Annotated in this window: 6 protein-coding genes and 6 tRNA genes; 11 read left to right on the plus strand and 1 reads right to left on the minus strand. The window is 55.0% G+C overall.

What is annotated here, in order from left to right; all coding sequences use genetic code 11:
• The first annotated feature begins 165 nt into the window (after positions 1-165).
• The 10 genes from J2T14_RS30670 to J2T14_RS30715 all read left to right on the plus strand — a co-directional run bounded on the left by J2T14_RS30670 (position 166) and on the right by J2T14_RS30715 (position 4,952).
• Positions 166-253: transfer RNA gene (locus J2T14_RS30670), tRNA-Ser, on the plus strand.
• Between the two features lie 23 nt (positions 254-276).
• Positions 277-351 (plus strand) — tRNA-Glu (locus J2T14_RS30675).
• Between the two features lie 18 nt (positions 352-369).
• Positions 370-446 (plus strand) — tRNA-Met (locus J2T14_RS30680).
• A gap of 33 nt (positions 447-479) precedes the next feature.
• Positions 480-555, plus strand: a tRNA-Thr gene (locus J2T14_RS30685).
• 7 nt (positions 556-562) lie between these two features.
• A tRNA-Gly gene (locus J2T14_RS30690) sits at positions 563-637 on the plus strand.
• 8 nt (positions 638-645) lie between these two features.
• Positions 646-722, plus strand: a tRNA-Pro gene (locus tag J2T14_RS30695).
• Positions 723-832: 110 nt separating this feature from the next.
• Positions 833-1,846 carry an LLM class flavin-dependent oxidoreductase gene (locus J2T14_RS30700; protein WP_307210588.1) on the plus strand — a complete coding sequence of 338 codons (1,014 nt, stop codon included), beginning with the start codon at positions 833-835 and terminating at the stop codon, positions 1,844-1,846.
• Between the two features lie 162 nt (positions 1,847-2,008).
• A complete protein-coding gene (locus J2T14_RS30705) occupies positions 2,009-2,563 on the plus strand; it encodes an HD domain-containing protein (RefSeq protein ID WP_307477024.1) in 555 nt (184 codons plus the stop codon).
• Positions 2,564-2,694: 131 nt separating this feature from the next.
• Positions 2,695-3,480, plus strand: coding sequence for a delta-lactam-biosynthetic de-N-acetylase (pdaA, locus tag J2T14_RS30710; protein WP_373458242.1), 786 nt, complete (start codon positions 2,695-2,697; stop codon positions 3,478-3,480).
• Between the two features lie 227 nt (positions 3,481-3,707).
• On the plus strand, positions 3,708-4,952 hold the full coding sequence (locus tag J2T14_RS30715; protein WP_307210582.1) for an MFS transporter: 1,245 nt from the start codon (positions 3,708-3,710) through the stop codon (positions 4,950-4,952).
• A gap of 191 nt (positions 4,953-5,143) precedes the next feature.
• Here the strand turns inward: J2T14_RS30715 and J2T14_RS30720 are convergent, their stop codons facing one another.
• Positions 5,144-13,459 (minus strand): GH36-type glycosyl hydrolase domain-containing protein, encoded by an 8,316-nt coding sequence (locus tag J2T14_RS30720; protein ID WP_307477026.1) that lies wholly within the window; start codon positions 13,457-13,459, stop codon positions 5,144-5,146.
• Between the two features lie 856 nt (positions 13,460-14,315).
• On the opposite strand from J2T14_RS30720, the gene J2T14_RS30725 reads away from it, so the two are divergent.
• On the plus strand, positions 14,316-15,475 hold a 1,160-nt coding region (locus J2T14_RS30725), incomplete at its 3' end, for a sensor histidine kinase (RefSeq protein WP_307477028.1).

Consider the following 15,475-nt stretch of genomic DNA (forward strand, 5'->3'; position numbering starts at 1 on the left):
GGCTTATCCTAAAACGCTTATACGGTCCATACAACCTGTAAGCAACAGCTAAAGTTCGGCAAGACAATCTTTCGTATCCAGTTTTCAGGGCGCAATGCTTTGATTACAAATGGTTGTGTTTTTCTGGAGTGATTCAGGAAGCATAGTCAACGAAACACACTATTTGGAGAGATACCCAAGTGGCTCAAGGGGACCCTCTGCTAAGGGGTTAGACTGCGTTAGTGGTGCGAGGGTTCGAATCCCTCTCTCTCCGTACGAACTTTTTCATCATAGCAAGGCCCGTTGGTCAAGGGGTTAAGACACCTCCCTTTCACGGAGGTAACAGGGGTTCGAATCCCCTACGGGTCACCATTGTTATTTTTGTAACGACGCGGGGTGGAGCAGCCCGGTAGCTCGTCGGGCTCATAACCCGAAGGCCGCAGGTTCAAATCCTGCCCCCGCAACCAATCCTTCATCTGCCATTAGATGAAACATACCTTGCCGTTGTAGCTCAATTGGTAGAGCAACTGACTTGTAATCAGTAGGTTGGGGGTTCAAGTCCTCTCGACGGCACCAGTTTTTCGCGGAAGTGGCTCAGCGGTAGAGCATCGCCTTGCCAAGGCGAGGGTCGCGGGTTCGATTCCCGTCTTCCGCTCCATCTTTTATCGGGACGTAGCTCAGCTTGGTAGAGCACCTGGTTTGGGACCAGGGGGTCGCATGTTCAAATCGTGTCGTCCCGACCATCTTTTTCACTAAAACGGTAACCACTAACATTCGTCGCAAGGGGACGATAGGGAGTGGTTTTTTTGATCATTTTTTGACATTATAAACTTACAACGTTAGGAGGATGAATATGCTTAAGCTTGGAGTTCTCGATCAGGTACATATAAGTGAAGGTCAGACGGCGGGAGAAGCGCTGCAGGAGGCATCGAGGCTTATTCAAGAGACTGAGAAGCTTGGCTATAGCAGGTTCTGGGTATCGGAGCATCATGCAACGCGCGCGCTTGCGTTCTCAAGCCCCGAAGTGCTTATTGCGCATTTGGCAGCCGCTACTTCGACGATTCGAGTAGGCTCAGGAGGGATTATGCTGCCGCATTACAGTGCCTATAAAGTAGCTGAAAACTTCAAGCTATTAGAGGCGCTTCATCCCGGAAGGATCGATGTCGGCTTAGGCCGTGCTCCAGGCGGTATGCCGATTGCGACAAGAGCACTGCAAACGGATAAGTTCGTTGATGTGAACAAATACCCGCAGCAAGTGTTAGATCTGGCAGGCTTCCTCCGCGATAAACAGCCTTCGGGCCATCCGTTCGAGGGTTTATTGACATCCCCGGCTATACCGAGTGTTCCACCGATCTGGATGCTGGGGTCAAGCGGCGAGAGCGCTAGAATGGCTGCTCAGCTTGGATCCGCATACGCGTTCGCGCAGTTCTTCGGGACGCCTGGCGGCGAGGAATCGATGCAATATTATCAGACGCATTTCCAACCCTCCAAGCTTCTGGGAGATAGGCCGCAAGCGATGATCGCAACCCTAGTGATTTGCGCGGATACGGACGAGGAAGCCAATGCGCTTGCGACAAGCAGCGACTTGTTTTTCTTAAGACTGACCACTGGACAGGAGTTGCTTAACCTGCCATCCGTACAGACGGCTTATGATTATCCATACACAGAAGCGGACTATTTGAGAATTAAGCAAACAAGGCAAACGCGAGTAATCGGTTCTCCTGAACGCGTGAAGGAACAATTAATTGAGCTTAGCCGATCCTATAACGTGGATGAGATTCTGATAAATAGTCCCATTCATGACTATAAAGCAAGGGTACATTCGTATAAACTTCTCTCGGAGATGTTTGATCTTAAACAGACTTGAAGCACGATAAAACTGCAACTATTTCTCGGAATTGCGGATAAGAACGTTTTCGGCTGGGATATGATTAAAGGATGAGCGTATATATAATGTTTATAGGCCGTATGCGAAGAAAATCGAACAGAGAAGAATGCGGCCATGCAGGAGAGGGAGCGATTATTGGCAATGGAGCTTATACAGAAGGCGATAGACGTTGCGGCATTGGCTCACAAGAATCAAGTCAGGAAAGGAACGAAGCTGCCTTACATTAGCCATCCGTACGGAGTGGGCATGATGCTTATGCAAGCTCAGTGCGAGCCGGAAATCGTCGCGGCAGGCATTCTTCATGACACGCTGGAGGATACCGAAGTGACGGAGGAGGAACTGCTCGAAATATTCGGGCGGCGCGTAACGGAGATCGTCATCGGCTGCTCCGAGCCCGACAAGACCAAGTCATGGGAAGAGAGAAAGTCGCATACGATCGCCTACATGAGGTCAGCCTCGTTGCCGATAAGAATGGTTTCCTGCGCGGATAAGATCCATAATATACGATCAACGAGGGCAGCAATAGATGCGGAAGGCGAGAAGGCATGGGAACGATTCAAGCGCGGGCGCGACAAGCAGGAGTGGTATCATCGTTCGATGATTGAGAGCTTGGGCTATCAATCGAGCTTTCCGCTGCTTGAAGTGCTGGTACGAGAGGTTAATGCCTTGTACGGTAGCGGTCATAAGGGAGAATGATGGATAATATAGCGAAAATCAGGGGAAAATAGCTGCGCTGACGATAAACCGTCGTTGGTGCGGCTATTTTTTATTGACCGGCTACGATCAATGTCAATAGTTCAATCAGGAGAAGGAGCGGATGAGTAGTCATGCGATTGATTCGAATAGGTACGGCTTTGCTTCTCGCAGTCATGTTAGTCTGCGTTGCAAGCAGCGTATATGCAGAGGGCTCGCCGGGTGTCTACCATTTCGGCTTTAGAAAGAGCGTCGAAGGCCGGTTGCCCTCCATTGACGACGAGGGCTTCAAGCCGATCGTAATGAAGCATGGCGCGTTGTTTTTGGGCGATACGACCAAGAAGGAACTTTACTTAACGTTCGATAATGGGTACGAGAACGGTTTTACGCCCAAAATCCTCGACGTGCTCAGAGACAAGAAAACGCCGGCGGCTTTTTTTGTAACGGGGCATTACATTAAGGATCAGCCGGAATTGCTGAAGCGGATGGTAACGGAGGGCCATATCATCGGCAACCATTCATGGAGCCATCCGGATATGACGACCTTGTCCGACGAACAGATCAAGACGGAGCTTAACAAAGTGAGCGGACAGGTCCGCGAGGTTACCGGACAGAAGGAAATGATCTATCTCCGGCCGCCGAGAGGCATATTCAGCGAAAGGGTGCTCGCGGTAAGCAAGCAAGTCGGTTATACGAATGTGTTCTGGTCGGTCGCCTATAAGGATTGGGACGTTAATGCGCAGAGGGGACGCGATTACGCGTACAGCTCGGTTATTAAGCAGCTTCATCCCGGCGCCATTATATTGCTTCACTCCGTCTCGAAGGACAACACGGAGGCTCTTGGAAGCATTATTGATGAAGCACGCAGGCAAGGCTATGAGTTCAAGAGCTTGGATGAGCTGATGGCCGGCTTGCTGTAAAAGGTTGTGCCCTTCCGGCTTATTTGTTAATATAGCAATATCTTGTTTATCGGGGGTGCTTCGTGTGTGGGGTACAGCATTTTTGCGTTTAAGGTAGGCTGAGGAGTAGGTCGATATCGCTGTCCATTTTTTTATGAAATGGTCAGTGTCTATTTGCTGTGCTCCTCATGTGCGATACTTTGAATTGCAAATTGCCCATGTAATACCCAAACAAAGGAGCATACCAAATGACAACCGAATTGCAACCTACAACGAATGCGACGAATTGGAAAAAAGCATTCGCAACTATATTTACCGGACAAATCTTTTCGATCTTAACGACGGCCATGGTCCAATTCTCGATTATATGGCATTTAACGGAGACGACGGAATCAGCAGTCGTGCTGACGATCGCCGGCCTTATCGGCTTTTTGCCGCAAGCACTGTTAGGACCGTTCATTGGCGTCTTGCTCGATCGTTGGAACCGCAAGCTGACGATGATCATTGCGGATAGCTCGATCGCGCTATTCAGCCTCGCATTAGGGTTATATTATTATTTTGGCGAGCCTAGTCTAGCCTTCGTTTATTTGATATTAATGGTGCGCTCGACGGCATCGGCCTTCCATGCCCCGGCGTTCCAAGCCGCAATTCCGCTTATTGCGCCCGAAGATCAATTGACGAGGGTGGCAGGGTGGCAGCAAATGATCTTCTCCTTCTCCACCGTTATCGGTCCTGCGCTCGGTATAGCGGTTTACTCGGCGACATCTCTTGGCGTCGTGCTTCTGCTCGATGTTGCCGGCGCTCTGATCGCGAACCTTATGCTATTGTTCGTGAAGTTTAATCAGCCGAAGCCGGAAGTGAAGCAGCAGCCTCATTTCTTCAATGAGTTAAAGCTCGGTTGGCAGACGTTCATTCAGGTTAAACCGGTCGTTACCATTACGCTTGCAGCAGCGATCTTCAGCGTCGCCTTTATGCCGCTTGCGATGTTATTCCCTTTCATGACGCTATCTCACTTTGAGAGAGGCGGCTACAGTGCAAGTCTTGTGGAGGCGGTATTCAGTATCGGCATGATGGCCGGTGGCTTGCTGTTATCCGTTGCCGCATCGAGATGGAAAGATGTTACGTACATTGGTTTCAGCTTGGTTGCTATCGGAGCGACCTGCGTGGCAAGCGGCTTGATCGGCAAAGACGCCTTCATTGCATTCGTCGTTCTGTCGTTCCTTATGGGGGCGACCGCGCCTTTCTTCAACGGGCCATACATGGCGATGATCCAGAGGGCTTACGAGCCTGAGATGCTCGGGCGCGTTATATCGATCGCAACCAGCGTGATGCTGCTGGCCTCACCGGTGGGCTTGCTGATGGCAGGACCGCTCGTCGACAAGTACGGCGTACAAATGTGGTTTTTCTGGTCGGGAATCGTAGTCGTATTGACGGGCTTATTTATATTCGTTCAATTCAAGCGATTGCAATTGCCGGAGACGGTAACAGAGTAACCTAATCCCTTACCACGACGGAACCGTCGTCGGCACAAAGAAGAGACTGCTTCATCGATTTGCGATGCGGCAGTCTCTTCGTTTGTTATCGTCAAAGCATGGAGCAGGCGAGCTTAGCCCGCCACACTCTTACCTCAGAAAATCTCGGAGCGACGGAATGGCAACGCTGGTTGTCGTTACTTCGTTCGCGTTTATGTCAATCGGATCGTGAGATGTTGCTCTCCGCCTTCGTCTTCCAGTTCGATGTAGGTATCGGGACCGGCGCTCAGGTCGAATCTTTCTTTGCAGTCGCGGAGGAAGTGCAGATGGTAGCGGGTTTGGCCGAATCGGTAGGTCGCCTTGTAGCCGGGCCAGTCGGACGGGACGCAAGGATTCAGGTACAGACGGCTGCCTTGCCTGCGCAGACCCAGAATCCATTCGATTCCGCTTTGATACATCCAGCTCGATGCCCCGGTATACCAGGTCCAACCCGCATGGCCTTGATGAGGTTCTGCGGTGTATACATCCGCCGCCATGACGTAAGGCTCGCCGTAATAGGTTCGAACCTCACGTTCGGTCCGCGTATGGTTGACCGGGTTCAGCATGCGGAACAGCTCGAACGCCTTGTCGCCGCGTCCCAACTTGCACCAGGCGACGATGCTCCAGATGACTCCGTGCGTATATTGCGCGCCATTCTCGCGGATGCCCGGCGGATAACCCTGAATATAGCCTGGGCTCGGCTCGGTGCGGTCGAACGGCGGAGCGAGAAGCCTCACGACGCCCATCTCGCGGTCGACCAGCTCGCGATCGAACGACTTCATCGCTTGCAAGGCGCGATCCGGCGCGGCCGCGCCAGAAATGACGGACCATGATTGCGCGATGGCGTCGATGCGGCATTCTTCGTTATGCAAGGAGCCGAGCCAGGTGCCCGCGTCCGTAAAGGCCCGCCGGTACCATTGCCCATCCCATGCATGCTCGTGAAGCGATTCCGCCAGCTTCTCGCGGGCCATGCGGAACCGTTCGCCGCGCTCGCTTTCACCGCGAGCCACGCACAGTGGCTCAAAGCGCTTAAGTACCTCGCAGAGGAACCAGCCGAGCCAAACGCTTTCGCCTCGGCCTTCGTCGCCGACCAGATTCATGCCGTCGTTCCAGTCGCCGACCCCGATATGCGGCAAGCCATGCTCGCCGATCCGCAGCAGCGACTTGTCGATAGCTTTGGCGCAATGCTCGTAGACGCTTCCGATCCGATCGGACCGGACCGTCTCCTCATACCGCTCATGCTCGCCTTCCCGCAGCGTTTCGCTGGTCAAATAGGCGATCGGTTCATCAAGCACCGTCCCGTCTCCCGTATGCTCGATATATCGGGAGACCGAATAAGGCAGCCAGAGCAAGTCGTCCGAGAACAAGGTGCGGATGCCGCGATTTGTCTCTTCATGCCACCAATGCTGCACATCCCCTTCCTCGTACTGATGGGACGCGCTTAGCAAAATTTGCCGCCTCGTGAGCTCGGGCCTCGTGTGGAGGATGGCGAGCGAATCCTGAAGCTGATCCCTGAAGCCGAAAGCGCCCCCGGCTTGATAGAAGGCGGTGCGCGCCCACATGCGGCATGCAAGAGATTGGTACAGCAGCCAGCCATTGAGGAGGATATTGGTTTCGACGGACGGTGTATCCACGACGATCTGGCCGAGCGTTTCCTCCCAATAGGCGGCCGTCCCTTGCCAGGCGGCATCGCACCGTCCCGCGTCGGCGTATTTCCGGGCAAGCATCGCGGCTTGGGATCTGGAAGAGGCGCACCCGAGCAGCACGATCACTTCCGTCTCCTCGCCAGGCTGCAGCTTCAGCTTGCGCTGGACGGCTCCGCAACTGGCGTAATGAACCCCGTCCCGCTTGTCCAGACATGCGCGCGACAAGGCCGCAGGCCGTTCCAGGCTTCCGTTTCTGCCGACGAAAGCCAACTGATCCGCCGTCCATGACAGTCCCTCTTCGTCCGCTGCTTGCTGCGGGAATACGCCGAGGAACGGCGTCGCTTCGCGGAAGATGTCCTGATAGCGGTTCTGGGCTGTCATGATTTCGGCTTCCCCGTCCCACTCGCTAGCGATAAAGGAGGCATTCGATTGGCGCTGCACGCCGATGACCCACTCGGCATAATAGGTTACGGATATTCGTCTTTCCGACGGCGAGTCGTTCGTCAACCGCAGCCGCATGATTTTAACGGGATCGTCCAATGGCACGAATATCTCCATCGTATGGCGTATTCCGTTGCGCTCATGCTCGAAGGTCGTGTTGCCAAGACCCTGGGTGACCAGGTACGGCGCCGGTTCGCTGCCGGCGGAAGGAGCGATCGTCCATAGGCTGCCGGAATCCTCGTCCCGCAAATAACCAATCTCTCCCGGCGGGTCAAGTACAGGGTCGTTCGACCAAGGGGTCAGCTTGCATTCCCGGCTGTTGCGCCAGAAGGTATATCCGGTGCCGAGCTCGGACACGATCGTCCCGAATTCGGGATTGGCAAGGACATTGATCCATGGCGCGGGCAAATGTTTGCCGCCTTCGATGAGCAGCTTGTACTGCTTTCCGTCCGGCGTAAAGCCGCCCCAGCCATTGTGGAACAATACGTCCTTGGCATCGAGCGTGACGGTCCGCGCGCCATGAGCTTCGTATTGCGGAGGCGCATGGGGAGGCATGCCGCTAGACAAAGGCTTTGCGGATGTCTTAGGCTCGGCCGTTTCCGCAGCGGATTCGATGCCGGACCGTTCTTGCCGCGTCCGGCTGCGTTCGGCCGCTCGGGGCATTGTCTTGGCCGTACTGCTGTTCCTCGTCCCGCGCGGCTGCCGAAGCTGAACGGCCAAGGAAGGCCCGCTCGCCCGGAGCAATAACCTCGCTACGGAGAGGAGCAGCGTCTCGTCATCTTCCGAGAGCCTGCCGGTGGGAAGGACGTGAATGTTCGCGTGCCCTGCGCCGAAGCGGTCGACGCCGTGCTCGACGGCCCGGCTAAGCGCGTCCTGCAAATCCTGTTCATATCCGTCCGACGATCGGTTCAGTAGGACGAGGTCGAAACGAATGCCGAGTCTGCGCAAATATTCGTGGCCGGTAAGCAGCTTTATTACGAACGGCAGGCGGCTTCGGTTATCGATTTCGGCGACGATGATCGGCCTGTCCCCGGATATGCCGAAGGCCCACAGCCCAGGCTGTCCCTTAGCGTTGGCCAGGATTCTCTCGCCGCGCTCGCCGCTAAGCGGAGGCGTATACAGCACTTGCGCGGCAAGACGTTGAAAGACGAACGCTTCTGCCAGCTCCAGCCCTAGGCTGCGAAGCTCGATCCGGCTGCGCGTCCAGGCAAGCTGGAACGTCCGCTCCACCGGCTGCGACTTCGCTAATCCGGCTGCCCCTTCGAGCGCGGCTTCCTTCGTTTCGGCAACCGACGTCACCGCGTAGAAGAAGGCTTGACCGCCGGGCTCCACTTGCACGCGGCGCCTCATGACGAAGGCCGGATCCGCGACAGAGCCCGTTTTTCCCTTCAGCCGGGTTCGGATCGATTGCGGCTCCTCCAAACGGTAACCTCGCCCGATGAAAGCCGATCGGTCGGTTTCGAATTCGGGACCGCCGATCGCTCCTCCTTCTGCGACCAAGGTATGGGCGGCCCAGAGCGCTTGATCCTTCGCCTCGCGCTTTCTGCGGCTTGCCACGATGCAGCCGCTGCTTTCCTCGTAGGCGGTGCGGATGAACAGCTTGCTGAAGGCGGTATGCGCGTCGTCCGCGATCGGATTCGCAAGGCACAGCTCCAGGAAGGATGTGACCTCCAGTATCTTCGGTTCGTCTCCTTCATTGGTCAGCGTAATGCGCCGCACTTCCGCGTCGCTTTCGGGAGATACGCAAATTTCCATGAGTGTCTTCACCTCGCCGACACGGCGTTCGAACGTCGCCTTGTCCGGCTCGAACCTAACGCGTTGTTCCGGTGTTTCAGTCCGGCACGGCTGGAAGGAGGGCGACCATATCCGATCGGAAGCGACGTCGCGGACGTAAATATAGGAGCCCCAAGCGTCCTTCACGGGTTCTTCCCTCCATCTGGAGACGGAAAGACCATCCCAACTGCTGAAGCCGCTGCCGCTGGCCGTGACGATCGTGCTGAATCGGCCGTTGGATAACACGCATGCTTCGGGCGTCGCGGTATGAGGGGAGGTGAATTCGCGAATCGGCTCGGTTTGATTCGGCACGTTTTCCCTTTCGACCTGCGCGCGGTACAACGCGGGATGACGGATCATTTTGGCTTGGCGAGGGATCCGCTCCTGCAGCAGGAGCTCGGCCGCGCGCACCTCCTTGTTCCGATGGAATCGGTCGATCATGGAATAGGGGAGAAGCATATTGGACAAAGTCAGCAGGCTCATCCCCTGATGATGGGCCATGAAGCTGCGGATGACCGCATGGCGGCGATCATGCTTCAGCCGTCGCGGCGTAAAGTCCATCGCTTCGTAATAGCCGTATGGTCCCCGGGCCCCGAGCTCCTCCATCCGCTTCAGCGCGCGCAGCCCCTCTTTGGGCGCATAAGGCATAGCCATGATCGTTGCGTAAGGGGCCAGCACCAAGTCCTGCTCCAGTCCTCGCTTGAAGCCGAGTCCTGGGACCCCGAAGGCGCGATACTGATAGTTCAATTGGTGATCGAAAGCGTAATAGCCGGACTCGGATATGCCGAACGGCACGTTCCGCTGCTTGGCGTATTCGATTTGGCGAGAGACGACGGCTTTGTAAGTGCTGTCCCAAATCGTATGGCGGTATGTCCTCATGAGCAGCCAAGGCATCAAATATTCGAACATCGTGCCGCTCCAAGAGAGCAGCGCCGGCTTGCCGCCGACTTTCGTCATTGTTCGTCCGAGCGCGTTCCAATGCGAGACCGGCACCTGCCCCATCGCGATGGCGACGAAGCTCGCTTGCCTCGCCTCGGAAGCGAGCAGATCGTACAACACTTCATCCCGTTCGCGCCGGGTTACGTGATAGCCGAGCGAAAACAAATTCGTCTTCGAATCGTATAGATGGCGGAAGTCGGTGCCCTGCGCCAACGCATCGATCCGGGCGGCCAGACGGTTGCCTCTCGCCATCAAGTCGCCCTTGCCGGCAATACCCAGTTCATCCGCGAAAGCGACCTCGAATCGATTTTGTTGCCGATGTTCAGGGCCCTTAGAGCCCGGCGCTTCCGTTTTGCTTCCCCAGTCCGCGCGCATCCACTCGACGAGACCTTCTTTTACCGCCATTAGGGCCGCAACCAAATTGCCCGAATCGACAGTGGACACGTAGACGGGCATAAGCGGAGCGAGCGATTCCGTGTCGTACCAGTTGTACAGATGTCCTTCCCACTTTTCAAGAAGCTCTATCGTGTTAACCGTCCTCTCCAGCCGTTCGATCAGGCCGGTCGTGTCGATGAAGCCGAAGTCCCTGGCCGCAACAGCGCATATGGCGTACATGCCGATATTGGTTGGGGAGGTCCGGTGTGCGATGCCTCGATCCGGTTCGAGCTGCACGTTGTCCGGGGGCAGCCAGTTATCGTGCTCCGTCACGAAGTCTTCGTAAAACGACCAGATATCGCGGGAAAGATTGCGAAGCGCCTCTGTTTCCTGTTCGGTAAACGCAGCCTCGCTTTGCTTAGGCGAACCGTCGAGCCACCGAACGACTAGCGGCGCCGCGCACCAGAGAAGCGCGAGAGCGAGGACGACTGCCTTCGTCGCGGCCGACGAACCGGGCAGAGCGGCGTTCGCAAACATTAGCGCGGTCAGCGTGTAGCCGCCGAGCATGCCGTCGAGCGGAGGAGCTCCCTCCTTGCCGCTTAACCGCTCCACTTCCGCTTGGCTCGTCCATTCCAGCAATAGGCGTTTGGACACCAGCAAACGGTACAGCGTGCGAACGACGGCATCGAGCAGAATCGCGCTCTGGAACGGGAGCGTGATGAGCGATAGGAGCGTATGGGCGGCTGTCCGCAGGATGCGGCCGGGATTCCGAATCCAGCCGTCGAGCGAGAAGAGCTGGCGAATGACCGGCAGCAGCATGGTCATCAGCACGATGGCGTACCAACGCAGGGGAGATCCCGGCAGCAGCGGCGCCGCCGTCAGCAGAATCGCCAGCAGTGCTGGCTGGAGCAGGCTGCGCCTTAGATTGTCCGCGATTTGCCAGCGTGTCATGGGCGATAAGAGAGTGGGCGAGAGCTCCCCCTTGCCATTCCTCGCGGCGCTCCTCAGCCAGGGCAGCAGTTGCCAATCTCCGCGAGTCCAGCGATGAAGCCTTTTTTGCTGCGCTAGGAAGCTCGGCGGATGATCGTCGATCAGCTCGATATCAGACAGGAGGCCGGCTCTTAGGAAGCCGCCTTCCAGCAGATCGTGGCTGAGCACGCGGTTCTCCGGGAATCGGCCGCCGAGAACGCGGTGGAACGCGTCGACGTCGAAGATCCCTTTACCGGTGAATATCCCTTGGCCGATCGCGTCTTGATACGGATCCGATACCGAGAAGGCATAAGGGTCGAGGCCGGCCTCGAAAGCGAAAAGAGCCGTTAATCTCGACTTCCGAGCGCTCTCGTAGGTCATGCCGATCCGGGGCTGGAGCACGCCGTAACCCTCGGCCACTTTCGTCCCGCTTCGATCCAATCTTGGGCGATTGTACGGCAGATGGATCGCTCCGATCATGCGGCGGGCGCTTTCGAGCGGAAGCTGCGTATCGGCATCAAGCGTAATGACGTAGCGGATCTCCTTTAGTGCGGAGCTATCGCCGTAAATCACGTCGTAGCTTGTATCTCGTTCGCCTTTCAGCAGCTTCACGAACTCTTCCAGCTTGCCCCGTTTGCGTTCCCAGCCCATCCATGTATGTTCGGACGGATTCCACAGCCGGCTGCGGTGAAACAAATGGAACGTGGCTGCCGGATATTCACGGTTGAGCCGATCGATCTCCGCCTTGGCTAGCTGCAGCAGAGCGTCGTCCTCTGGCTGCTTCTCCGCGTCCGCGTCCTGGAAATCGCTAAGTATACCAAAATGGATGTTCGGTTCGCGATTCGCCAAATAATGGAGCTCCAGACGTTCGAACGTCGTTCTTATGTTGCCCGGTCTGCTCCAAATGACGGGGATGATGACCATCGTCGATGCTTCCTCAGGCACGCCTTTGGAAAAATCGTAGCGCAGCAGACGGGTCGGCCGCGTCATTCGTTCGATGAGCCAGTGAACGACAGTGACCGCCCAATCGCTCGCCGGGATCAGAAGCAGCAGCAGGCAGGCCGCGAGAGCGCCGGCCGAGACGGGGAAGTCCAGTCCCGCGCCGACGCCGATCGCGATGGAGAAACAGGTGAGAGCGATTAGCGTTCCTAACGCGACCATCTGCAAATAAAGGCCGGATGCGCGAAGCCGGAGGCCTGCCTCCGGGAGGGCTCCGGCTTTGCCGCATTGCTTCAATGCCTGCCGAAGGTCTCTCATGCCGCACGCGTCCAACAAGTAATAGGAAACATAACTGCTCCTGGAAGGGAGCGCCGCAGGCACGCCTTCCGGAGCAGAGGCGGCTGAGTAATGTTCGTCGGCCAAACGGACCGCTTGGGACGCCACCAAATTTTCGGGCACCTTCATGCGCCGGGCAAGCAGTTCTACCCGATACCGCAGTGTATGCCTGCTTGCTCCGTCCAATCGGGGATAATCGCCTGCCTGCTCTTGCCGGAGCGTCTGTTCGATGATGCTAACCCGCTCGAACAGTTCGTTCCACAACCAGCGCGAGAGCTTGCGCAAGCTGCCGATGACGTTGCCGGTGCCGACTTGATATTCGGCTTGAAGCCTATATTCGTAAGAGAGGATCGCGTCCAAATCCGCAGGTTCGTTCTCCATCTTGCAGATCAACCATTCCCCGACATGCGCTGAGTCCTCCGCGTGTTCCCTGAGATGTTTGACGAGATGGACGATCATCGCGCCGGATAACGGCATTTCGACTTGCTCCGCTTCGAGCGATTGCTTTAGCCGCTCCGGAGTCAGCTCCGAAGCGGGAATGGCAGACAACATGCGCTCAACCTGCCCACAGATGGCGCGCCGTTCCTTGAGCAGCTCCGCAAGTGAAACAAGCCTGCGTACCAGCTCCATTTTGAGGAAGAGCGGGATGGACCAAGCTTCGGCGGCAGTCAGCACGGCTACCTCCTGATAGGCGTTCAAATAAGCAACGAAAAGGTCTTCGTTCAGCAGTCCGTCGGTATACGCAAGGTATGCCTCGCATATCGAAGAAACCCTGGTCCTCGTGCTCTTGCTGAGCACGGGAAGAGAATTGACGGGGAAGCCGCCAAGCTCCAGCTTGATGCCGGCCAGCTCAGCTTCCAAAAATTCTGAATGGTCGAGAAACCATTCCTCGGCGGGCTGCTCGCAGGCGACGGCACGTTCGTTTAGCTCGGCGATAAAATGCCGAAGCTCTCGGACATCCTCCTCCATCCATAGCCACAGCGATTTCGACGAAATCGGTTTGCCGTGAGGGTCATGTTCCAGAGCAAGCTTATGGGCATGTTCCTGCAATTTCACCTGATTCCATTCCATTTTCCTTTATCCCCCGTGGGTCCAAATAGTATAAAAGCACTTCATTACCATTCCGAATTTTGGGGGATTTTATAAGTGCACATGCACATTTGGTGAAATAATTGCCGATTACGCAGCTTCGCTCTCGACCATGCACGGAAACAGACGCAAAAAAAGAGGTGGCAAATTCTGCCTCCCCATTCGAAAGTGTATCGTCCCGATTATCCCGTTAAGCCCTCGCGCTTGCGGAAGAATGACTTGAGCGCATTGTAGACCTCGCCCTTCTCCTTGATGACATCATTCATGAAGTGCTGGAGGGAGGGACCATTTCTCATCTGGATTTTTGATCGTTAGGACTGTTCCTTTTATGGTTAATTTCTATATGAAAAAAAGATCATTTTCAAGGGTATTTAACCGCTCTTTTGTTTCTTATGATTAGAAACATAATGGCGTCATGTCCGAACTTCGGCGATTTCTCCATATTGACAAGGGACGATGCATTTTCGAAGATCGAGGCTACAACAAGGGCAGAAGAAGGACTGCGTGAATGACAAGAAAGGCGCGAATCGTAGATTAGTCGTATGTTAAGTAATAATATACTATTTTTTTAGTTTAAGATTATAGGTTATACTTTTAACAGGAAACGCAATTGCTTACGACTAATGCCGAGATGAACGGATGAGGATCCGGTATGGGAGCAGTTGCCGATAAGCAACGTCCGGCTGATCCGGCATACGCTGTTTATGTAAGCGGTGCCAAAATCGTGAATCTAACACTGATCGGAGAATTATGATCGGAACTCCGACCAACACGCTGCCGAATTGGCTTGTGGAACGGTATATCTCGATGTGCTCGTACATCCGAAAGGAGACCTGGAATGGGAAGCAAGATCCACGCCGCGGTGAGAAAGACGAACAATATCCGGTTAAAGAACAAGCTGATCATTTCTATCGTGATGCTGGTGGTCATCCCGGTTCTCCTTGTAGGCATTATTTTGACGGCATCTTACCGCCAGAACGTACTGGACCAAGCTACCCAGCAAACAATGAACAACGTAGATAAGATCAAGAAGCGCGTTTCGGAGATTCTGCAGATGCCGATTGAAATATCGAACAACCTGCTGGTGGATGACAGGCTATCCGATTTGGTCAACACTCGCTATGAGACTAACTTCGACTTGGTCGATGCGTATTGGGAGTTTCGCATTTTCCAGGACTACTTGCGTAATTATAAGGAAATATATAACATTCGCTTTTATACGGCCAATCCAATGTCTCTCAGTAACTGGGAGTTTCTGAGTGTGGATGAGTCTATCACTAATATGGACTGGTACCGGGAGGCGTTGGAGCAATCTGATTTCTCTATCAGTTGGCATTACCTCCCTGATGAGACGAAGGAAAACCGCCCTTATCTCAGCCTTGTCCGTAAGATTGATTTCCCTCTCTACCGTTCCTACGGAGTGCTGGTTATCGATTTGGATCAAGATGAACTGGGCGGGATTTTGAGCCAGGAGCCGTTTGATACGATGATATTTGATGCGAAGGGCTTTATTGTCGCTGCCAAAAATCCGCAATGGGTCGGCCAAAATATTGAAAGCATGGATTTCGCCAAGGATCTGAGCGATAAACCGGCGGGCACCTACGAGTTTAATTATGAAGGGGAGCCCTCGAAGATCGTGGTGGAGGAAGTGATTCCGCCATCAAGCCGGAACGGGCTCAAAGTCGTTTCGGTCTTTACGATCGACAGCATCGTGAGCGGCGCAAACCGGGTAAGCATGCTCGGATTCACCATCATTGCGGCCAGCTTGTCCATCGCGATTGTTCTGATCTACTTCACCTCCTCCTTTTTGTCCCGCAGATTGCTTCTGCTTAACAGGGTGTTGAGCAAAGTCTCCATGGGCAATTTGAACGTGACTTCGGAAGTGGATGGAAACGATGAGATTGGCTTGTTATCCAAACAGTTCAACCATATGCTGGCCAGCATCCGGAGCCTAATGGAAGAAGTGAGCGAGTCCCAAATGCAGAAGAACTTGCTGGA

The sequence above is a fragment of the Paenibacillus harenae genome (assembly GCF_030812415.1).
Lineage (GTDB): Bacteria > Bacillota > Bacilli > Paenibacillales > Paenibacillaceae > Pristimantibacillus > Pristimantibacillus harenae_A.